At 67.3% G+C, this 18,635-nt stretch carries 18 protein-coding genes and 1 pseudogene; 11 read left to right on the top strand and 8 right to left on the bottom strand.

All coding sequences use genetic code 11. The features are described 5' to 3' along the window. The 4 genes and pseudogenes from C7I84_RS17410 to C7I84_RS30060 form a co-directional block, all read right to left on the bottom strand. Nucleotides 1–126: pseudogene (locus tag C7I84_RS17410) on the bottom strand (electron transfer flavoprotein subunit beta/FixA family protein); the annotation flags it as partial. 13 nt (nucleotides 127–139) lie between these two features. Further along, a complete protein-coding gene (locus C7I84_RS17405; protein ID WP_106773473.1) occupies nucleotides 140–910 on the bottom strand; it encodes an enoyl-CoA hydratase in 771 nt (256 codons plus the stop codon). Between the two features lie 31 nt (nucleotides 911–941). Next, nucleotides 942–1,952, bottom strand: a complete 1,011-nt coding sequence (locus tag C7I84_RS17400; protein WP_165816117.1) for a phosphotransferase family protein — start codon at nucleotides 1,950–1,952, stop codon at nucleotides 942–944. Continuing rightward, nucleotides 1,949–2,908, bottom strand: a complete 960-nt coding sequence (locus C7I84_RS30060; protein ID WP_165816116.1) for a DUF7064 domain-containing protein — start codon at nucleotides 2,906–2,908, stop codon at nucleotides 1,949–1,951. The genes C7I84_RS17400 and C7I84_RS30060 overlap by 4 nt, the downstream gene beginning before the upstream one ends. Before the next feature lie 155 nt (nucleotides 2,909–3,063). Here C7I84_RS30060 and C7I84_RS17395 point away from each other — a divergent pair, with 155 nt between their 5' ends. After that, on the top strand, nucleotides 3,064–3,561 hold the full coding sequence (locus C7I84_RS17395) for a PaaI family thioesterase (RefSeq protein WP_165816115.1): 498 nt from the start codon (nucleotides 3,064–3,066) through the stop codon (nucleotides 3,559–3,561). 330 nt (nucleotides 3,562–3,891) lie between these two features. After that, a complete protein-coding gene (locus C7I84_RS17390; protein WP_106773470.1) occupies nucleotides 3,892–4,596 on the top strand; it encodes a TetR/AcrR family transcriptional regulator in 705 nt (234 codons plus the stop codon). Between the two features lie 3 nt (nucleotides 4,597–4,599). Here the strand turns inward: C7I84_RS17390 and C7I84_RS17385 are convergent, their stop codons facing one another. Then, nucleotides 4,600–5,751 carry a CaiB/BaiF CoA transferase family protein gene (locus C7I84_RS17385; protein WP_106773493.1) on the bottom strand — a complete coding sequence of 384 codons (1,152 nt, stop codon included), beginning with the start codon at nucleotides 5,749–5,751 and terminating at the stop codon, nucleotides 4,600–4,602. Between the two features lie 211 nt (nucleotides 5,752–5,962). Between C7I84_RS17385 and C7I84_RS17380 the strand changes: the two genes are divergently transcribed. The 9 genes from C7I84_RS17380 to C7I84_RS17340 all read left to right on the top strand — a co-directional run bounded on the left by C7I84_RS17380 (nucleotide 5,963) and on the right by C7I84_RS17340 (nucleotide 15,042). Continuing rightward, the gene (locus C7I84_RS17380) at nucleotides 5,963–7,120 is read left to right on the top strand and encodes a 2-hydroxyacyl-CoA dehydratase subunit D (RefSeq protein WP_207771023.1); all 1,158 of its coding nucleotides are present in this window, start codon (nucleotides 5,963–5,965) and stop codon (nucleotides 7,118–7,120) included. Between the two features lie 18 nt (nucleotides 7,121–7,138). After that, nucleotides 7,139–8,470 (top strand): 2-hydroxyacyl-CoA dehydratase subunit D, encoded by a 1,332-nt coding sequence (locus C7I84_RS17375; protein WP_207771022.1) that lies wholly within the window; start codon nucleotides 7,139–7,141, stop codon nucleotides 8,468–8,470. A gap of 31 nt (nucleotides 8,471–8,501) precedes the next feature. Further along, the gene (locus C7I84_RS17370; RefSeq protein ID WP_106773468.1) at nucleotides 8,502–9,464 is read left to right on the top strand and encodes an acyl-CoA dehydratase activase; all 963 of its coding nucleotides are present in this window, start codon (nucleotides 8,502–8,504) and stop codon (nucleotides 9,462–9,464) included. Nucleotides 9,465–9,889: 425 nt separating this feature from the next. Further along, nucleotides 9,890–11,086 (top strand): ABC transporter substrate-binding protein, encoded by a 1,197-nt coding sequence (locus tag C7I84_RS17365; protein ID WP_106773467.1) that lies wholly within the window; start codon nucleotides 9,890–9,892, stop codon nucleotides 11,084–11,086. Nucleotides 11,087–11,166: 80 nt separating this feature from the next. After that, nucleotides 11,167–12,051, top strand: coding sequence for a branched-chain amino acid ABC transporter permease (locus tag C7I84_RS17360; protein ID WP_106773466.1), 885 nt, complete (start codon nucleotides 11,167–11,169; stop codon nucleotides 12,049–12,051). A gap of 1 nt (nucleotide 12,052) precedes the next feature. Next, nucleotides 12,053–13,066: a branched-chain amino acid ABC transporter permease gene (locus C7I84_RS17355; protein WP_165816114.1), complete on the top strand. Its 1,014-nt coding sequence runs from the start codon at nucleotides 12,053–12,055 to the stop codon at nucleotides 13,064–13,066. Then, entirely contained in the window at nucleotides 13,063–13,851 is a 789-nt protein-coding gene (locus C7I84_RS17350; protein WP_106773464.1) for an ABC transporter ATP-binding protein, read from the top strand. The genes C7I84_RS17355 and C7I84_RS17350 overlap by 4 nt, the downstream gene beginning before the upstream one ends. Further along, complete coding sequence (locus C7I84_RS17345) at nucleotides 13,838–14,563, top strand: ABC transporter ATP-binding protein (RefSeq protein ID WP_106773463.1); 726 nt, start codon at nucleotides 13,838–13,840, stop codon at nucleotides 14,561–14,563. The genes C7I84_RS17350 and C7I84_RS17345 overlap by 14 nt, the downstream gene beginning before the upstream one ends. A 2-nt stretch (nucleotides 14,564–14,565) precedes the next feature. Then, entirely contained in the window at nucleotides 14,566–15,042 is a 477-nt protein-coding gene (locus tag C7I84_RS17340) for a MaoC family dehydratase (protein WP_106773462.1), read from the top strand. Between the two features lie 114 nt (nucleotides 15,043–15,156). On the opposite strand, the gene C7I84_RS17335 is transcribed toward C7I84_RS17340, so the two are convergent. The 3 genes from C7I84_RS17335 to C7I84_RS17325 form a co-directional block, all read right to left on the bottom strand. Then, nucleotides 15,157–16,812 (bottom strand): class I adenylate-forming enzyme family protein, encoded by a 1,656-nt coding sequence (locus tag C7I84_RS17335; RefSeq protein WP_106773461.1) that lies wholly within the window; start codon nucleotides 16,810–16,812, stop codon nucleotides 15,157–15,159. An 81-nt stretch (nucleotides 16,813–16,893) separates the two neighbouring features. Further along, entirely contained in the window at nucleotides 16,894–17,763 is an 870-nt protein-coding gene (locus C7I84_RS17330; protein WP_106773460.1) for an SDR family oxidoreductase, read from the bottom strand. Between the two features lie 11 nt (nucleotides 17,764–17,774). Beyond that, complete coding sequence (locus tag C7I84_RS17325; RefSeq protein ID WP_106773459.1) at nucleotides 17,775–18,575, bottom strand: SDR family NAD(P)-dependent oxidoreductase; 801 nt, start codon at nucleotides 18,573–18,575, stop codon at nucleotides 17,775–17,777. Nucleotides 18,576–18,635 lie beyond the last annotated feature (60 nt).

Raw genomic sequence — 18,635 nt, 5'->3', positions numbered from 1 at the left:
CGCGATCTCGTCGAACGGGTTCATCGACATCTTCACATTGGCCAGCTCGACCCCGGACCCGTCCGACTTAACCCGGATCTTCACATTGTAGTCCACTACCCGCTTCACGGGGACCAGAACCTTCATGGACGTCTCTCCCTTACCTGTCGCCGCGACCGGGCGGCACTCGATCTCGCCTATCGCTTCCCCGCCCGAGCGTGACCTCTGCGTTCAGCGCCCGCGCCTCTCCGGCTTCGAACGCCAGCGCCTCGGCAAGCGGCATGGCATAGCCGCGATCGATCAGCGACTTGATCCGCCGAACATGGCCGGCCGGCCATTGCGCGATCGCGCGCGCCAGCGCCAGCGCCTCCGGCAGCAGCCGGTCGTGCGCAACGACGCGGTTGACGAAACCGAGCTGCGCGGCCTCGGCGGCCGTCACCTTGCGCGCGCTCAGCGATATCTCCTTGGCCCGATACGGCCCGGCGACGCGCGCCAGCCGCTGCGACAGGCCCCAGCCGGGCAGCAGGCCGATGCTGGCATGGGTGTCCTGGAACCAGGCCGATTCGGCGGCGAGCACCATGTCGCAGGCGAGCGTGATCTCGAAGCCGCCGGTGACCGCCAGCCCGTTGATCGCCGCGATCACCGGCGTCGCGGTCGCGGCAAGTGCTGCGCCGAGATCGCCGCCATCGACATTGTCAGCCACATTGCTGCCGGAGGCGCCGAGTTCCTTCACGTCGAGCCCGGCGCAGAAGGCTCGGCCCGCCCCCGTCAGAACGATGGCGCGCACGTCCCGGCGCGCATCCATGTCAGCCAGGCTCTCCACCAGCCTCTGCCGCAGCGCCCGGTTGAGCGCATTGAGCGCCGCCGGCCGGTTCAGCGTCAGGGTCGCGACCCCGTCCGAAATGTCGATCAGAAGCGGCTTCTCCTCCAACCCTTCCTCCTCTCCCCCTCCGCGGCCAAAATCACAGCCCGCCGGCGAACCGCTCGGCCGCGGCGATGAAGCGCGGTGCCTGGGTGGCGTCGCGATAATAGGCGTCGCGGCCGAGGCGGTGCTGATAATCGTAGAGCACGGCGAGCTTCCACGCCGCCATGGCCGCGTACCAGCCGAGATCGGACAGATCCCGTCCGGTCACCTCCGCGTAGCGGGCGAAAATCTCGGCGCGGCCGGGAAAGCCCGGTGCCAGCAGCGCGGCCGACAGTTCCTGCGTCGGCGTCGGCTCCTCGCCTTCCGCTGGGTAGCAGCAGGCCATGTAGCCGAGATCGAGCAGCGGGTCGCCGATGGTCGCCAGCTCCCAGTCAAGGATGGCGAGCAGGCGCGGCGGCGGCGCCTCGGACCAGATGACGTTGCCGAGGCGGTAGTCGTTGTGGAGGATCGCCGCGCCGGACTCCTTCGGCACCCGCGCCTTCAGATGGGTCGCCATGCCGGCGAGCCAGGACGGCGCCGCGGCGTCGCGCAGGTTCATCAGCGTTTCCAGGCGCTTCAGGTGCCGTGCGTTGAAATCCTCCGGCTGGCCGAAGTCGCCGAGCCCGCAGGCGCGCCAGTCGACCGCATGCAGCTTCGCCAGGCCGTCGACCAGGGCGAAGGCCAAGGCGCGCCCGTCCCGCGCCGCCTCGAAGCCGGTCGGCAGCGTGTCGGTGATGACGTGCCCCGGCACATGCTCCATGACGTAGAACGGCACGTCGAGCACCTCGCCGGCCTCGGCTACTGCGAGCACCCTCGGCGCCGGCACGTCCTGGCCGGCCAGCGCCTGCAGCACGCGGGCCTCGCGTCGCATGTCGTTGGCGCCCTTTGGCAGCGGCGGCGGCGGCGGACGGCGCAGCACCGCGTGGCCGCCCCTTATCCGGATCAGGTAGGTCAGGTTGGAATGGCCGTCGCCGATGCGGCGCGGTTCCGGCGCGCCGTCGCGCAGCCCCTTTCCTTCAAGGAAGGTTTCAAGGGCGGAAAGCGTCGCCGCGTCCCACTCCCAGCTCATGGCGTCATCTTGTTCAGCTCGATCATGGCGTCGAGATAGGATTGCGGCCACTGGCACTCGAACTGCCCGGCGGCGTCGTGGCCGTCGATGCGGGCATGGCAGGCCGCCTCCATGATCATCGTGGCGTGGCGCCCGCCGGTCGGCAGCTTGACCAGGCCGAAGCGCTCCATCCGCATGGCGCAGGCGTTCCCGCGGATATCCTTGATCTCGACCGCGATGCTGCGCTGGGTCATGTCGTCGTCGAAGGTGGCTTTCTGCTCCACCCTTGCGATCGGCACCAGCTCGCCATCGCGGATAACATAGCCGCCGACGCCCCATTCGCCCCTGGCCATCCAGATCCAGGCGTTGACGATGCGGGAAGCGTCGGGCGTGTAGGCGACCAGCCATTTCCAGTGCTGCGGCGCCTGCCAGCGGCGCACGCCCCAGGAATGGTCGCGGTGGCCGATGCGGTCGAGCTCGATGCGCCTTCCGTCCCACTCGATGAAGCCCTTGACCCAGCCCGACTGCTCCAGCCGGTTGTCGGCGAACCAGGACGGCAGCCCGTCCGGGTTCGAGCGGTAGCTGAACGGGGCGTGGAAACCCTCGAACGCGTAGTCCAGCCTCACCTTGCCGCTTTCATAGGCGATCCGCGCCGTCTTCCGGTCGGCGGGCTGGCGGACGCGCAGGCCCTCCAGCGAAAAATCGTCGAAATCCATGGCGTCCGGCACGATGCCCTCGACGCGGTCGAGCACATGCGGCTTGCGGTCCCTGCCCCACAGGATCAGGTTGAAGCCCGCCCTGCCGGAGCCGGTGAGGTAGAGATAGCACTGAAAGCCGAGCTCGTGGTCGGGCATGATCACCTGCCAGAACAGCGAGTCGCGCGCCTTGCCGTCGGCGCCCGGCCGGTGGCGCAAATCATCGTCCGGCCGGTAGCCGGGATCCCGGATTTCGGGCGCGTTGTCGATCCAGCCGATCATGCGGAGCCTCCTGCACGCGATCGCGACCTATCTGCCCGCCGCGGCCTCAAAGGTCAATATAAGTCCGCATGCGTATGGTAATCTATCTAATTATTTTTCTGGACAAGCACGGCCGTGCGCTGCTTGATGGCCGGAACACGCAGCGGAGAAGCGACATGGACCCGAGAGCCGTCATGGAGTTGCTGGCCGGCGAGATCGCCGACGACCCGCCTGCGGGATACGAGCCGCTGCCGACGGGCACGGGCTTCAACGAATATCTCGGTCCGCTCTACGGCAGGCTGATCGACGGCCGGCTGCGCCTCGGCATGCGCATCGGCAAGCGCCACGTCAACCCGCACCAGACCTGCCATGGCGGCATCCTCGCCTCCTTCGCCGACATGCAGCTTTATGTCAGCCAGCAGCAGGAGCCGGAACTGCGCCACATGCTGATGCCGACCATCAACATGACGCTCGACTATATCGCCCCGGTCGTCCTCGGCGACTGGCTGGAGGGCCACACAACGCTGCTGCGCGCCACCCGCGCCACGCTGTTCCAGCAGACGCTGGCGATGGTCGGCGCCCGCCCGGTGTTCCGCTCGAGCTGCATCTATCGCATCTCCAAGCAGCGCGCCCCGATCGGCAGCACGCTGGGCGAGCTGTTTCCAAACGCGTGATGCCGACTGCGTCGCGATTGACCGTCTCATATGACGAGCAATGAGGATCGTGCCACTTCGTACCCCCACCCCTAACCCCTGCCCACAAGGGGAGGGGGACTTTGCGGCCGCAATGCCGCACGAAACCGCCCGCGATTGGTGCCCGGCGGAGAAGGCCAGCGGGTCCCCCTCCCCCTTGTGGGAAGGGGTCAGGGGTGGGGGTAACCCCACATGCAATTGCCCTGTCTCTCCATGGGGCGGGTGCCGAGCCGAACGAGCCGGCGGCGAGCGATGGACAGACCGCGCGGGCTAGTGCATGGAAGCCGTTATCAGGGCCATCTGGAGACTTTCATGCAACCAAGGTCCCCGGCACGGAACGCGGCGCGGCGCCTGCCGCGCGACCAGCGGGTCGCGGCCATCCTGCTCACCGCCCGGGCCGTCCTGCGCGAGCGCGGCTCCGAGCAGTTCCTCACGGCCGAGGTCGCGGAGCGCTGCGGCACGTCGGAGGCGACGATCTACAAATATTTCCCGACCAAGCGGGACCTGCTGATCCAGATCGCCGAAAGCTGGTTCGACGAGTTCCTCGCCGAGGACTATCCGGCAAGGGCCAGCGGCTCCATCCGCGACCGCCTCTATCACGCGGTCTGGTGGTCGCTGTCGAGCATCCGGCGCGAGCCGGCGCTGACGCGCTTCGTGCTGATGGAGCTCAGGGCCGACCCCAACTACCGCTCGATGCGCATCTACCAGCAGAACCGCGAGGTGGTGGGCCGGGTGATGACCGTCATCGAGGACGGCCGCGACAAGGGCGTGCTGCGCGCCGACCTGTCGCGCAAGCTGGTGCGCGACATGATCTTCGGCGCCATCGAGCACCAGACCTGGGCCTATCTGCGCGGCGAGGGCGATTTCTCCGTCGACGAATCGGCCGAGCAGATCACCGAGGTCATCCTGCGCGGCATCAGCGCGAGCGCCCCGTCATCCGGCTCGCTGTCCGATGCCGTGGCCATGCTGGAGCAGGTCACCGCCTCGCTGAAGAAGCAGTCGGCCGGCGAGAGTTGACCGTCACGCCCTGGACGCGATCAGGCCGGCCTGCGCCAGGCTTTCGATCCGCTCCCGATCGATGCCCCAGGCGGCCAGCGCCGCCGCGGTGGTGTCGCGCGGATCGGCCGGCGGGCTCCCGGCCGCGGCGGGTGTCCGGCTGAAGCGGGGCGCCGGCGCGGGTTCGACGACGCCGTCCCGGTCGAGATAGGTCTGGCGCACCCGCGCGGCGGGGTGGCGCGGCGCCTCGTCCATGTCGAGCACAGGCGACACGCAAGCGTCGGAGGCGGCGAACACCGCTTCCCATTCGTCCCGGGTTTTCGCCGCGAACCGCTCGGCGAAGACGGCGCGCAATTCGTCCCAGCGTTTCACGTCGTGCTGGCCGGGCAGTGTCCCGGCATCGAGGCCAAGCTTGTCAACCAGCTCGCCGTAGAAACGCTTCTCGACCGCGCCGACCGCGACCCAGCGGCCGTCCTTCGTACGGTAGGTCGTGTACCACGGCGCGCCGCCATCCACGGCGTTGGTGCCGCGCTCGAGGCTCCAGAACTTCGCCTGGCGATAGCCCATATGCATGGCCATCAGGCTGGCGACGCCGTCGACCATGGCGGCGTCGACCACCTGGCCTTCGCCCGAGCGCCGCGCCTCCAGCAGCGCCGCCAGCAGGCCCATGGCCAGATAGAGCGAGCCGCCGGCGAAGTCGCCGACGAGGTTGAGCGGCACCGACGGATCGCCGCCCTTCGGCCCGATCGCCGCCAGCGCCCCGGCCATGGCGATGTAGTTGATGTCGTGGCCGGCGGTCTGGGAGAGCGGTCCGTCCTGCCCCCAGCCGGTCATGCGGCCGTAGATCAGCCGCGGGTTGAGCCCGAGGCAGATGTCGTGCCCCAGGCCGAGGCGTTCCATCACGCCCGGCCGGAAACCTTCGATCAGCATGTCGGCGCGGCCGATCATTTCCTTCACCACGGCCACGCCCTCCGCTGACTTGAGATCGATCGCCACCGCCTGCTTGGAGCGGTTGAGAAAGTCGAACCGCCGGTCGATATCGAAGCCGAGGTCGGCCGCCGCCAGCCGCTGCACGCTGACGACCTCCGCGCCGAGGTCGGCCAGCAGCATGCCGCAGAACGGGCCCGGTCCGATATTCGACATCTCGACGATGCGGATTCCGTTCAGCGGCCCCATGATCGTGCTCCATTTCTGAGCCGGACTAACCAGCCGACGCGCGGCTGTGCGCGGGATCGCGCGGACCACGGCCGCCATGAGACGTTTATTGCAGATGCTCCAGCCGCCGTAAAGATCGTATTGGTAGCGTACGATCTCCATTGACTTTTGCGTTAAGTGAGTTAGACTCACCTTCATGACGCGAACGCATCCAGCCACCGGGAGGCAGCCTTTGGATAGACAGGCGATCATGCAGCGCTTCGCCGCTGCCGCGCACGATCCGCTCGGCTATGCGAAGGCATGGAAAGAGCGGACCGGCAGGAAAGTCATCGGTTCCTTCCCGATGAATTTCCCGGGCGAGCTGGCGCATGCCGCCGACACCCTGCCGATGATCCTGCAGGAGAGCGAAGACCCGATCACGCTCGGCCACGGCCTGCTCTTCCCGTTCTACTGCGGCTACACCCGCTCCATGGTCGACCAGGCGGTGCGCGGCGATTTCGGCGTGCTCGACGCCATCATGTTCGGCGACCATTGCGTCCAGCTGCTCGGCGCCGCCGACGCCATCCGCATGCAGCTTCCCGACACGCGGGTCATCTTCTTCCAGCTGATCTCGTCCATGTGTGATCCGTGGACTCAGGGCCGTTCGGAGGAGAGCTTCTCCAAGCTCAAGGCGGAGCTCGAGGATTTCACCGGCGCGCCGGTGGCCGACGCGGCCCTGCACGCCTCCATCCGCCTGTTCAACCGCAACCGCGGCCTGATCCGCCGCCTCTACCAGATGCGCAAGACCGGCGCGGCGCCGCTCGGCTCCGTCGAGATGCAGCATGTGGTGAAGTCGTCGATGGTCATGGACAAGGCCGAGCACACGCAGTTGCTGGAAGCGCTCATCGAGCAGGTCGAGAACGCACCGGCCGCCGCGGCGCGCACCGTGCGGCTGCATCTGTCTGGCCATTTCTGCCAGGCGCCCAAGCCGGAAGTGCTGACGATGATCGAGGAATGCGGCGTCACCGTCGTCGGCGACGACCTCTATCACGGCTTCCGCTACATCTCGACCGACGTCCCCGAAGAGGGCGACCCGATCCAGGGGCTCGCCCGCTGGTATCTCGACCGCAACACCGGCGTCCCCTGCCCCACGCGCGTGCAGAACAATGTCGACTGGGACGCCTATCTGCTCAACGCCATCCGCGAGGAGCGCGCTCAGGGCATGATCGTGCTGATGGCCAAGTTCTGCGAGCCGCACATGTACTACTACCCCGAGGTCAAGGAGGCCTTCGAGAAGGCCGGCGTGCCGCATCTGCTCATCGAGACCGAGCATGAGAGCATGGCGCTGGAGAGCCTGAAGACCCGGGTCGAGACCTTCGTCGAAGTCGTGAAGCACCGCCAAGCCGCCTGAGCACAGGAGACGCCAGAGATGAACATCGCTTTCAGACCCTTTGAAGAGAAGAAGGCCAACAAGCTCGACTCGACCCGCATCGCCGGCAAGCTGGTCAACGACTACTGGGAAATGGTCTGGCGCGCCAAGGACGAGGGCAAGCTGGTCTGCTGGTACGAGGGATCGGCGATCAATCCGTTCCTCGAGGCCGCCGACATCTGCTGGGTGCATGGCGAGGCCTATTCCGCCATGCTGGCGGCCCGCCACCAGGAAGGCACGGCGCAGCGCGTCGCCGAGGAGCGCGGCTACCTGCGCGAGCTCTGCTCCTACGCCCGCACGCATCTCGGCTGCGCCGTGTCGAACCAGCGGCTGCGCGGCGACAATGCCGGCGCGGCGCCCGACGAGGACGACCTGACCTGGAAGCTGCCGGCGCCGGACATGATCATCTCGGCCTATGCCTATTGCTCGACCGGCCAGCAGTGGGACGAGATGACGAGCCGGGTCTTCGGCAAGAAGGTTCCCATCTTCAACGTGTCGATCCCATGGATCTGGGGCGCCAAGCCCGACGCGGGCTATCTGCGCGGTGAGGAGTGGGAGGAGACGTCCGACTACGTGGCGCGCCAGCTCCGCGACATGGTCAAGTTCATCGAGGAGCGCACCGGAAAACCCTATCCGTGGGACCGGCTCTACGCGCTGATGGCCGACATCAGGCGCGCCTCGGAGCTGCGGCTGGAGGCGATGGAGCTGTGCACCGCCCAGCCGGCGCCCGCCAGCTTCTTCGACTGGGTCGTGTCGATCGCGCCGATCAACAACCTGCCGGTGCCGGGCGTCAAGCAGTATTTCGAGACCGTGCTGGAGGAGGTGAAGCAGCGGGTGCGCGACGGCGAGGGCACGGTTCCCGACGAGAAATACCGGCTGTTCTTCGACGGCATCATGAACTGGAACAAGGTCGGCTGGCTCGCCAACAAGTTCGCGCGCTGGGATGCCGCCGTGGTGGCCGGCCGCTACACCCACATGGCGTTCTGGCAGGAGCCCGGCCTCATCGACCCGAACGACCCCGTCCGCGGCATGGCGCAGAACTACCTGATCTGTCCCAACAACCACGCCGCGCCGATCCTCATCGAGCTGATCATGGGGCTCTGTCGAAAGTTCAAGGTCGACGGCATGGTGATCCACGCCTCGCGCACCTGCCGCGCCTTCACCAACCCGCAGTTCATGATCGCCGAGGCCGCGCACAAGCGCCTGGGCATCCCGACCTCGATGTTCGAAGGCGATGTGACCGACGAGAGCTTCTACAAGGACGAGCTGCTCAACAGCCGCGTCGAGGCGATGCTGGAGGCGATCGAGGCGCGCCGGATGGTCGCCGCCTGAGGCGGCATCGAAAGCACGAAGGAGCGGACAGATGAAGCAGCATGTGATGGGCGTCGACTTCGGCTCCACCACCGCCAAGACCGTCATCCTCAACCTCGCGGGCAATATCGTCGCCCACTCGGTCGCCCATATGGGCGCGGTCTCGGGCAACGGGGTGAAGCACTCCATGAAGGAGGCGCTCGACCTTGCCGGGCTGGCGCAGTCCGACATCGGCCGCACCGTCTCGACCGGCTACGGGCGCCGCATGCTCGACGAGGCCGACAGGAACTACACCGAGATCACCTGCCATGCCCGCGGCGCCGTGGCGATGGTGCCCGACGCCCGCCTCGTCATCGACATCGGCGGCCAGGACAGCAAGGTCATCTCGGTCGATTCCAACGGACTGGTGGCGCAGTTCGCCATGAACGACCGTTGCGCCGCCGGCACCGGCAAATTCCTCGAGGTGCTGGCCCGCGCCATGGAGATCGAGCTGGAGGAGATGGGCGCCGTCGCGCTGCAGGCGGCGCAGAAGCTGAAGATCTCGTCGATGTGCGCCACCTTCGCCGAGACGGAGGTGATCTCGCTGCTCGCCGAAGGCCACTCGAAGCCCGACGTGCTCGGCGCCGTGCACAAGGCGATCGCCACCCGCACGCTCGGGCTGGTCGGGCGCGTCGGCAAGAAGGGACCGGTGGTGATGACAGGCGGCGTCGCCAGGAACCCGGCGGCGGTGCACTATATCCAGGAGGAGCTGCAGATGCCGCTCGTCCTGCCGCAGTCGCCGCAGATCGCCGGGGCGCTAGGCGCCGCCCTCATCGGCCTCGACGACTACAGGGCCGAGAACCGGCACCTGCTGATCTCAGATCAGGAAGACATGGCGCATGAGGAGCAGATGGCGGCCGACAAGGCCTGCATTCCCGGCTGCCGCGGCGTTCCGGAGTTCGCCGTCGACCCGCGCGAGAAGCAGCCCGTGGCCGGCAAAGCGAAGGCGCACGCTTCGACCGAGAGCCACGCCTGAGTTTCTTCGCTCCCGGCGTTCCCGACATCCGACGATCCTGACACGGATGCACGGGCCGGGGGCCGCGCTCACCGGCCTCTTCCTCTGGTCCGCCTCGCGCGACCTCGGCCGGTGGGCGCTTCAGGATTCCGGCAATGCCGTTCCGCATTCGCAATTGTAAGTAGAAGTCACCACCACTCTGCCGATCCAGCCATCGGTGATTGTCCGAATCCATATCTTCCATCAGATTCGTTGTCCTTCCCTGGACCTCCTCGGAATGCTGAGGTGGAATCACCTGATTGCCCATTCCTGCCGAAAAAACTTGTGCGAATGCACATCGTAAGATAGCATATCATAATCGACATCGAACCGGGTGGAGGACCCGCCGATGCCGTACCGCAGTCCGCGCCGCGTGCTGCGAGGGGAGCGTTTTTGGGAGGAAACCAATGAAGCGAACCACGGAATTCCTGTTTGGCTCGGCGTTCATCGCCACAGCCACGCTGGCCAGCGGCGCCGCGACCGCCGCGCCGCTCGACCTCGTCATCTGCCACATCGACGACCGCTCCGGCTCCGCCGCCGACACCGGCATCGAGAGCCTCAACGGCCTCAACATGGTCCTCGAGCCGCTGAACGAGGCGGGCGGCATCAACGGCCAGAAGATAAAACTCGTCACCTACGACACCAAGACCGACCCTCAGCTCGCCGCCAATTTCGGCACCCGCTGCGCCGAGGACGACAAGGGCCTGCTGGTCATCGGCGCCAGCCCGTCGGCGGTTGCCAACTCGCTCGTCACCGTAGCCAACCAGAACAAGATCCCGCTCTACGTGCTGGCCGCCGCCTCTCCCGAGCTCACCGACAACGCCGTCTACCAGTTCCGCTTCGGCCCCAAGGTGACGCAGGATTCGATCGCGGTGGCCAACGCGCTGGAGCAGAGCGGCGTCAAGGGCGTGGCCATCATCAACAATTCGGTGCCGTTCGGCATCACCGGCGCGGCGTCCGCCGCCGAGGCGCTCGGCAAGAAGAACATCGCGATCGTCACGCAGCAGACCTACGACGTGGCCGCGACCGACGTCTCGCCGCAGGTCATCAACGTCATGCAGACGAGCCCCGAGGCGATCCTCGTCTACCCCTATCCGGCGGACGGCGCCCGCGTGGTGCGCACGCTGCGCCAGATGGGCCTGGAGCAGCCGGTCATCATGCCGCGCGTCGGCATGATGAAAGCCTTCCGCGAGCTCGCGGCCGAGGTCGGAAACGGCGTGCTGGTCCCGTCATCGGTCGACATAACCCGGCCGGAAGTGGCCGATTTCTTCAAGAAATACACCGAAAAATACGGCCCGCTGGCGATTTCCGCCTCGCCGGTGCAGGGTTTTGACGCGGGAACGCTGGCAATCGCGGTTCTCAAGGACGAAACCGTCCAGCAGGCGATCCAGGCCGGCGACCTGCAGGCAGCGCGCGACGCCATCCGCGACGCCACGCAGAAGCACGGCGATTTCACCGGCCTGCAGGGCACGGCCAAGGGCGGCTACCGCTTCTCGCAGAGCCATCACGGGCCGACCGACGACGGCTTCTTCGTGTTCGTGAAGGTCGGCGAGAACGGCGCCGCCCTGGAGTCCGTCGACACGGCCACGGCCCTCAAGAACTGACGCCGATCCCACGCTAGCCGCGGCGCCCGCGCCCCCGGACGCGCCGCATCGGCGATACGCAAGAGAAGCGGACATCGACCATGCTGATGAAGCTGAGCTACCTGCTGCTCGCCGGCCTCACCAACGGCAGCGTCTACGGGCTGATCGGGCTGTCGCTGTCGATCATCTACGGCTCCTCCCGCGTCATCAACTTCGCCCAGGGCGAGTTCGTGATGCTCGGCGCCATGAGCGCGGTGCTGTTCATGGTGACGCTGGCCCTGCCCTGGCCGGTCGCGATGCTGGCCATGCTGGCGGTCGTCGTCATCGCCGCGCTCGCCCTCGACTACGGCGTCTACCGCCCGCTGATCCGCCGCAAGGCGGCGCCGCTCACCATCATGATCGGCACGCTGGCGGGCGCCATCATCGTCTACGGGCTGGCCTTCCTGATCTGGGGGCCGGACCAGCGCTACGTGCCGCCGGTCCTGTCGCTGGAGCCGATCCGCATCGGCTTCCTGATCACCAACCCGCAGCAGATCTCGCTGATCGTCATCTTCGTCGTCTTCCTGCTGGCCACCTGGTACATCCTCTACCGCACCCGCTTCGGCCTGTCGGTGCGGGCCACCGGCGTCAATCCTCGGGTGGCGCTGCTGATGGGCATCCGCTCGGAGCGGATCGTGCAGTTCTCCTTCATCTTCTCCGCCTTCATCTCGGGCGTTGCCGGCATGATGGTCGGCCCGCTGCTCGGCGGCCATGTCGGCATGGGGCTGCTGCTCACCGTCAAGGGCTTCATGGCGGCGATCCTGGGCGGCCTCGGCTCGCCCTTCGCAGCGGCCGCCGGAGGACTGGCGATCGGCATGATGGAGGCGCTGATGGCCGGGTTCGGCACCTCGCTCTATGCCGAGCCGGCGATCTTCGTGCTCATCCTGCTGGTGCTGATCGTCCGGCCCTACGGGCTGCTCGGCGACTATGAAGCGGAGCGGCGCTGACATGCTCGCCAGACCCCGCCCCGAGGCGCCGCGCGCCCCCACCATCGTCCCGGTGCTGTGCATCCTGGCGCTCGGCCTGGCGCTGCCGCTGGTGCTGACCAGCGGCTTCCACATCAGGCTGGCGATGCTGGTGTGGATCTATGCGATCCTGTGCATGGGCTTCAACCTGCTCTACGGCTATTCCGGCCAGATCTCGCTCGGCCAGCCGGCTTTTTACGCCATCGGCGCCTATGCCTTCGGCATGCTGCAGGTCATGCTGGGCTGGTCGCCCGTGCTCGCCTTCCTCGGCTCGCTGGCGCTGGTCGCGGTGCTGTCGCTGCTGATCGGCCTGCCGCTGCTGCGGCTGCGCACCCACTATCTCGCCATGGCGACGCTGGCCTTCATGCTCATCCAGAACGGCGTCGCCAACCGCTGGATCGAGTTCACCGGCGGACAGAGCGGCATCGCCGTGCCGCCGCTGCAATGGGGCGGCGAGCCGATCGGCCGCACCGGCATCTACTACATCGTGCTGGCGCTGGCGGCGGCGGTGCTGCTGCTGCACGACCTTTTGATCCGCTCGCATCTCGGCAGGGCCATGCAGGCCATCCGCGACGACGAGACGGCGGCGCAGGCGCTCGGCGTGCGCGTCACCCGCTACAAGCTGCGCGTCCTCGTGCTGTCGGGCGTGATGGCGGCGGTGGCCGGCGTATGCTTCGGCTTCACCTCGCTGCGCGTCGATCCCAGCCTGTCGGAGTTTCACGTCCTGGTGTCGATGCTGACCATCGCCGTGGTCGGCGGGCTCGGGACCCGCTTCGGGCCGATCGTCGGCGCGGTCATCGTCGTCGTCCTGCCACAGCTGCTGACGCAATTCGGCGAGTTGGAGACGGTGGTCTACGGCCTCTTCATCCTCTTGTTCCTGCTGTTCCTGCCGCACGGCCTGGCGGGCGTGCTGGAGCGCCGCGACTGGTTTGCCCGGCGCAGCTCCTCGCCCCGGATGGCCAGCCGGACGCGGGAGCTCGAGAGGGAGCCGTCATGACCGCCACCGGACCGCTGCTCAGGCTCGACCGTGTCGTCCGCCGCTTCGGCGGCCTGGTCGCCGTCAACGACGTCTCGTTCGAGATCACGCCCGGCGAGGTCAAGGGCCTGATCGGGCCGAACGGCGCCGGCAAGTCCACGACCTTCGACTTGATCACCGGCGTGCGGCCGCCGACGTCGGGCGAGATCCGCTTCAGGGGCGAAGACGTCACCCATCGGCCGGCCCACACACGCAGCCCGATGGGCATGGCGCGCACCTTCCAGATCGTGCGGCTGTTCCGTGGCCTGTCGGTGCTGGAGAACGTGCAGCTCGGGCTGCATCCGAAATTCCCCGACGGGCTGTGGCCGTCGCTGCTGCGCTACGGCGCGCTGCGCCGGCAGGAGCAGCGGAGCCGCGAGCGCGCCATGGAGTTGCTCGCCTTCGTCGGCCTCGCCGACCGGGCGGCCCATGCCATCGAGGAACTGACGCTCGGCCAGCTGCGCCTGGTCGACATCGCCCGCGCGCTCGCCGCCGAACCGTCGCTGCTGATGCTGGACGAGCCGGCCGCCGGCCTCAACGACGCCGAGACGCGCAACCTCGGCGAGATGCTCGCTTTGCTGAAGAAGCGCGGAGTGACCATGCTGCTGGTCGAGCACGATATCGACTTCATCATGAACGCCTGCGACAGCATCGTGGTCATGGACCGCGGCGCCAAGATCGCCGACGGCACGCCGGCCGAGGTGAGCCGCAACCCGGAGGTGATCGCCGCCTATTTCGGCCGGAGGGCAGCCCATGCTGCGGCTTGAGACCATCGTTGCCGGCTACAACAAGTCGATCGCGCTCGATGGCGTTTCGATCGACATCCCGGCCGGCACCATCGTGTCCGTGGTCGGCGCCAACGGCGCCGGCAAGTCGACCATCGTCAACACCATCTCGCGGCTGGTCTCCACCTATTCCGGCACGATCCGGTTCGACGGCAGGGACATCACCGGCAGCAAGCCGGCCGAAGTGGTCGAGCTCGGCATCGTGCAGGTGCCGGAAGGCCGGCAGCTCTTCGCGCCGCTGACGGTGGAGGAGAACCTGCGGCTGGGCTTCCACCGGCTGGCGGGAAAGCCGGACTCCGCACAAAAATACCGGGAGCGGCTGGATTACGTGCTCGACCTCTTCCCGATCATGAAGCAGCGCATCGGCCAGCGCGCCGGGACGATGTCCGGCGGCGAGCAGCAGATGGTGGCGGTCTCGCGCGCCCTCATGGCCGAGCCGAAGCTGCTGATGCTCGACGAGCCGTCGCTCGGCCTGGCGCCGATGATCGTCGACCAGATCTTCGACATCCTGGCCAAGCTGCGCAAGGACGGGCTGACCATCCTTCTGGTCGAGCAGCACGCCGACGAGGCGCTGGCGCTCGCCGACTACGGCTACGTCATGGCCGTCGGCAAGGTGCGCGCCGAGGGGCCGGGCAACGATCTTCGCGACACCCCCGCGCTGCACCAGAGCTATCTCGGCAAGGTAGTGGCCTGACGATGGGAATTGCTCCATACGCGCCGAACGCCGACGACTGGTTCGAGAACCAGGAAATCGGCGTCACCCATGTCACGCCGTCGCGCACGGTGACCGAGGCCGATATCAACCTGTTCGGCGGCATCACCGGCGATCTCGCCGAACTGCACACCAGCGACGCCTACGCGCGGACCACGGAATTCGGCGGCCGCATCGCGCATGGCATGCTGAACCTGTCGCTGATGCACGGGCTGGTCGTGCGCGCCGGCCATCAGGGCAGCACCGGGATCGCCATGCTCGGCTGGAACAACATCAAGTTCCATGCGCCGGTGAAGGTCGGCGACACCGTCCAGGCGCGCTGGACCACGATCGAGAAACGCGACAGCCGCAGCCGGCCGGATGCCGGCATCGTCGTCGACCGGATCGAGCTCCTCAATCACGACGGCCGGCTGATCGTCTCCGGCGAGGTCACCGAACTGGTGCGCAAGCGGCCGGGCTGAGACCAGGCTCCAGACTTTCCGTCTGCTGCAAGCCCCCCTCTCCGTCTCGCCCTGCGGGCTCGCCACCTCTCCCCCACTGCGTGGGGGCGAGGAACCCAGGCCGGAGAGGCGCCATCAGGCAACCTTGGAATCGCGTTCGGGGCGCGCCCAGGCGACCGGCGTCAGCCGGCCCTCCCGGCACCAGTCGAGCAAAATGTTCTTCTGGATCTTGCCGGTCGCCGTCATCGGGTACTCGCGCACGAAGATCCAGTGCTCCGGCGTCTTCTGCGGCGACAGGTTCTTGCGGCAATAGGCCCACAGCAGCTCCGGCGGCGGGGGATTGTCAAGATTCTTCGGCAGCACGACGGCGGCCACGGTCTCGCCCCAGGTGTCGTCCGGCAGGCCGATCACGGCCACCTGCGCCACGTCCTCGTGCTGGAACAGCACACCCTCGATCTCCGACGGGTAGAGGTTCATGCCGCCGCGGATGATCATCTCCTTCAGCCGCCCGGTAATGCGGAAATAGCCGTTCTCGTCCATGGTGCCGAGGTCGCCGGTGCGCAGCCAGCCGTCCTCGGTCAGCGCCGCCCTCGTCGCTTCCGGCTGCTCGTAATACTGCTTCATCGTGTTGAAGCCGCGCACCCAGTATTCGCCGACCGTGTTCACCGGTACCGTCTCGAGCGTGCCGACGTCGACGACCTTGACCTCGACATGCGGGATCGGCCGGCCGATGGTCTGCGCCTGCAGTTCGTCGCTGTCGGTGGTGAAGGTTTCCAGGAAGGGACCGTTGGATTCCGTCTGGCCGTACATGATGGCGAACTCGACGCGGAATTCCTGCTTGGCGCGCTTTACCAGGGCCTCGGGCACGGCAGAGGCGCCGGACAGGATCGAGTTGAAGGAGCTCAGGTCGCGGGTTTTGGCGTCGGGATGGTTGAGCAGCGCCAAGATCATCGTCGGCACGATCAGCGAGCAGTTCACCCGCTCGGCTTCGATCAGCTCCAGGAACAGCCCCGGATCGAAGGTCCGCATCAGCGCGAAGGTACCCTGCCGCGAGAACACGCCGATCTCCGAGACGACCGACCCGCCGATATGGAACATCGGCATCGAGTTGAGCCAGACGCCGCCTTTCGGAAAGGCGGCGCGCTCGACGATGAAATGGGCGGCGTTGATGACGCCGCGATGGTGCAGGCAGGCGCCCTTCGGGAAGCCGGTCGTGCCCGACGTGTACTGGATCTGCAGCACGTCGCCCGGCGTCAGGACCGGCAGCGCGCGGGCGGGATCGCCCTCGGCCTGCAGCCTGCCGAGGTCGGAGACGTTGATCGCCCGCCTGAGATGGCCGAGCTGGCCCTGCACTTCCCTGACGACGGCGGCGAGATCCTTGCCGCGCGATTCATCGGCATGGACGACGCCGGCCGCCCTGGCGTTGCCCAGGATGAAGGCGACCTCGCGCGCGGTGTAGGCGGGATTGATCGGCACCATGACCAGCCCGGCGAAGCTCATGGCGTGCTGGAAGATCACCCATTCCGGCGTCTCCGGCGCCAGGAGGCCGACCCGCTCCCCGGGCTCGAAGTGCCTGAGCAGGCCGCGGGCGCAGGCGAGCGCCTCGTCGACGAGCTGTCTGTAGGTCCAGCGCCGCCGCATTGCCGGATCGGCGGCGCCCTCGATCAGGGCGAGCCTGTCGGGCACCTCGGCGGCGTTCCTGAGCATCAGGTCGCCGAGCGTGCTTTCGATCAGCGGCCCGGTCTCGTATTTCGGGAAATAGCTTTCGGTGAATTTCGGCTGCGCGTTCATCTGCTCCTCCTTCAGATGGCTTGGGCTTCCTCCTGCCCTGGCCGTGGCGCATTGTCGGACGGCGCTACCGCCCGGCGGTTGCTACCGCCGTTTCAGGACCTCCGGCTGGACGGCCCGGTGGAAACCGTTGAATTCCGGAATGTTCCTGGCCTCGTAATCCTGCGTCCAGGTCTGCCGGCCGTTCGGGGCGCCGCCGTCGACGCGCAGGCAGGTGCCGGTGATGTAGGCGGCGGCCGGCGACAGCAGGAAGACCACGGCCGCCGAGATCTCGGCCTCGGTGCCGTAGCGCGGCAGCGGCACCTTGCCGGCATAGTCCAGCAGCCGCTGCGTGATCTCCGGCGGATAGGTATCGAAGCCGCTCGACGCGATGCCGCCCGGCGCGACCGAATTCACCCGCACGCCGGAATGCGCCCATTCGCACGCCGCCGTCTCGGTCAGCGTCAGCATGCCGCCGCGCGCCGCGCCGGAATGCGCGAATTCGGGCCAGCCGTTCCAGATGTCGGCGATGATGTTGACGATGGCGCCGCCATTGGCCTCCATCCAGCGCAGATAGGCTTCGCGCATGAAGATGAAGCCGCCCGTCAGGTTGTTGCGCACCACCGCCTCGAAGCCCTTGGTCGAGATGGTCTTCATCTCGGTGCGGTACTGGCCGCCGGCATTGTTGACCAGGCCGTGGATGGCGCCGAATTTTTCCAGCGTCTGGTCGATCACCGCGATGACCTGGGTCTCCTCGCGGATGTCGCAGGTCATGGCGGTCACCTTGCCGCCGTCCTCGGTGATCTCCGCAACCACCTTGTCGAGCTTTTCCGGATTGCGGCCGACGATCACGACATTGGCGCCGAGATGCGCCAGCTCATGCGCCATGCAGCGGCCGAGCCCGGAGCCGCCGCCGGTGACGATGATGGTCCGGCCCTTGAACAGATCGGGTGCGAAGACGGAATTGTAGCCCATGGTCCTGCCCCTCACGCCGCCGAGATGCCGCCGTTCAGGCTGATCGCCTGGCCGGTAAGCTTGGCCGCCGCGGGACCGGCAAGGAAGGCGATGAGCTCGGCCATGTCGTCGGCGTCAACCACGCCGAGCTGCGCCATGTCTTTGGCCTTGGCGAACAGCTTTCCGGAAAACTCGCCGGCCATCACGGTGTCGTGGGTCAGCGTTCCCTCGATGATCGACGGCGCGACGCAGTTGACGCGGATGCCGGAGCGCTTGGCCTCGATGGCGAGCGTTCGGGTGAACATGATGATGGCAGCCATCATGCCGCCGATGATCGATTCACCCGGCGTCGCCACCTTGCCGGCGTCGGAGGCGACGTTGACGATCACGCCGCGCTCGCGCTCGCGCATGCCGTCCATGACGATGCGCGGCAAAAGGAAATGCGACATCACCTGGGTCAGCACCATGCCTTGGATGTCGTTGACGTCGATCTTGTGGAAGAGCGTCGGATAGGGATAGGCGCTGACGGTGGTGTTGACCAGCACGTCCACCCCGCCCATCGCCTCCTCGGCCTTGCGCCCCAGTGCGACGGCCTGCTCGGTGACGCAGCTGTCGGCGGCGACGAAATGCACCCGGCAGCCCGGATGCCGCTCCAGGATCGCCCCCCGCGCCTTCTCACCGCGCTCGGCATTGCGGCCGTTGATGGTGACGTGCGGCACGCCGAGCGAGGCGAATTTCATCGCCGTCGCCAGGCCGACGCCGGCCGTACCGCCGGCGATCAGCACGCGCGCCTCCGAATACTGGACGGGTATGCGCTTCGGCGAACTCGACATCAGGCGGCTCCTCCTCGCTTCTTGCGCCCGATCCTAGTAATATTTTGTATAGTACGCAAG

Source organism: Kumtagia ephedrae (assembly GCF_003012745.1).
GTDB classification, from domain to species: Bacteria; Pseudomonadota; Alphaproteobacteria; order Rhizobiales; family Rhizobiaceae; genus Kumtagia; species Kumtagia ephedrae.
This window is presented reverse-complemented; position numbering and strand designations above follow the sequence as displayed.

Bases quoted from the DNA above. Each gene is read 5' to 3' on its own strand.
- C7I84_RS17400 (WP_165816117.1), bottom strand. From the start codon at position 1,952: ATGAGCTGGGAGTGGGACGCGGCGACGCTTTCCGCCCTTGAAACCTTC.
- C7I84_RS30060 (WP_165816116.1), bottom strand. From the start codon at position 2,908: ATGATCGGCTGGATCGACAACGCGCCCGAAATCCGGGATCCCGGCTAC.
- C7I84_RS17395 (WP_165816115.1), top strand. From the start codon at position 3,064: ATGGACCCGAGAGCCGTCATGGAGTTGCTGGCCGGCGAGATCGCCGAC.
- C7I84_RS17390 (WP_106773470.1), top strand. From the start codon at position 3,892: ATGCAACCAAGGTCCCCGGCACGGAACGCGGCGCGGCGCCTGCCGCGC.
- C7I84_RS17385 (WP_106773493.1), bottom strand. From the start codon at position 5,751: ATGGGGCCGCTGAACGGAATCCGCATCGTCGAGATGTCGAATATCGGA.
- C7I84_RS17375 (WP_207771022.1), top strand. From the start codon at position 7,139: ATGAACATCGCTTTCAGACCCTTTGAAGAGAAGAAGGCCAACAAGCTC.
- C7I84_RS17370 (WP_106773468.1), top strand. From the start codon at position 8,502: ATGAAGCAGCATGTGATGGGCGTCGACTTCGGCTCCACCACCGCCAAG.
- C7I84_RS17365 (WP_106773467.1), top strand. From the start codon at position 9,890: ATGAAGCGAACCACGGAATTCCTGTTTGGCTCGGCGTTCATCGCCACA.
- C7I84_RS17360 (WP_106773466.1), top strand. From the start codon at position 11,167: ATGCTGATGAAGCTGAGCTACCTGCTGCTCGCCGGCCTCACCAACGGC.
- C7I84_RS17355 (WP_165816114.1), top strand. From the start codon at position 12,053: ATGCTCGCCAGACCCCGCCCCGAGGCGCCGCGCGCCCCCACCATCGTC.
- C7I84_RS17350 (WP_106773464.1), top strand. From the start codon at position 13,063: ATGACCGCCACCGGACCGCTGCTCAGGCTCGACCGTGTCGTCCGCCGC.
- C7I84_RS17345 (WP_106773463.1), top strand. From the start codon at position 13,838: ATGCTGCGGCTTGAGACCATCGTTGCCGGCTACAACAAGTCGATCGCG.
- C7I84_RS17340 (WP_106773462.1), top strand. From the start codon at position 14,566: ATGGGAATTGCTCCATACGCGCCGAACGCCGACGACTGGTTCGAGAAC.
- C7I84_RS17335 (WP_106773461.1), bottom strand. From the start codon at position 16,812: ATGAACGCGCAGCCGAAATTCACCGAAAGCTATTTCCCGAAATACGAG.
- C7I84_RS17330 (WP_106773460.1), bottom strand. From the start codon at position 17,763: ATGGGCTACAATTCCGTCTTCGCACCCGATCTGTTCAAGGGCCGGACC.
- C7I84_RS17325 (WP_106773459.1), bottom strand. From the start codon at position 18,575: ATGTCGAGTTCGCCGAAGCGCATACCCGTCCAGTATTCGGAGGCGCGC.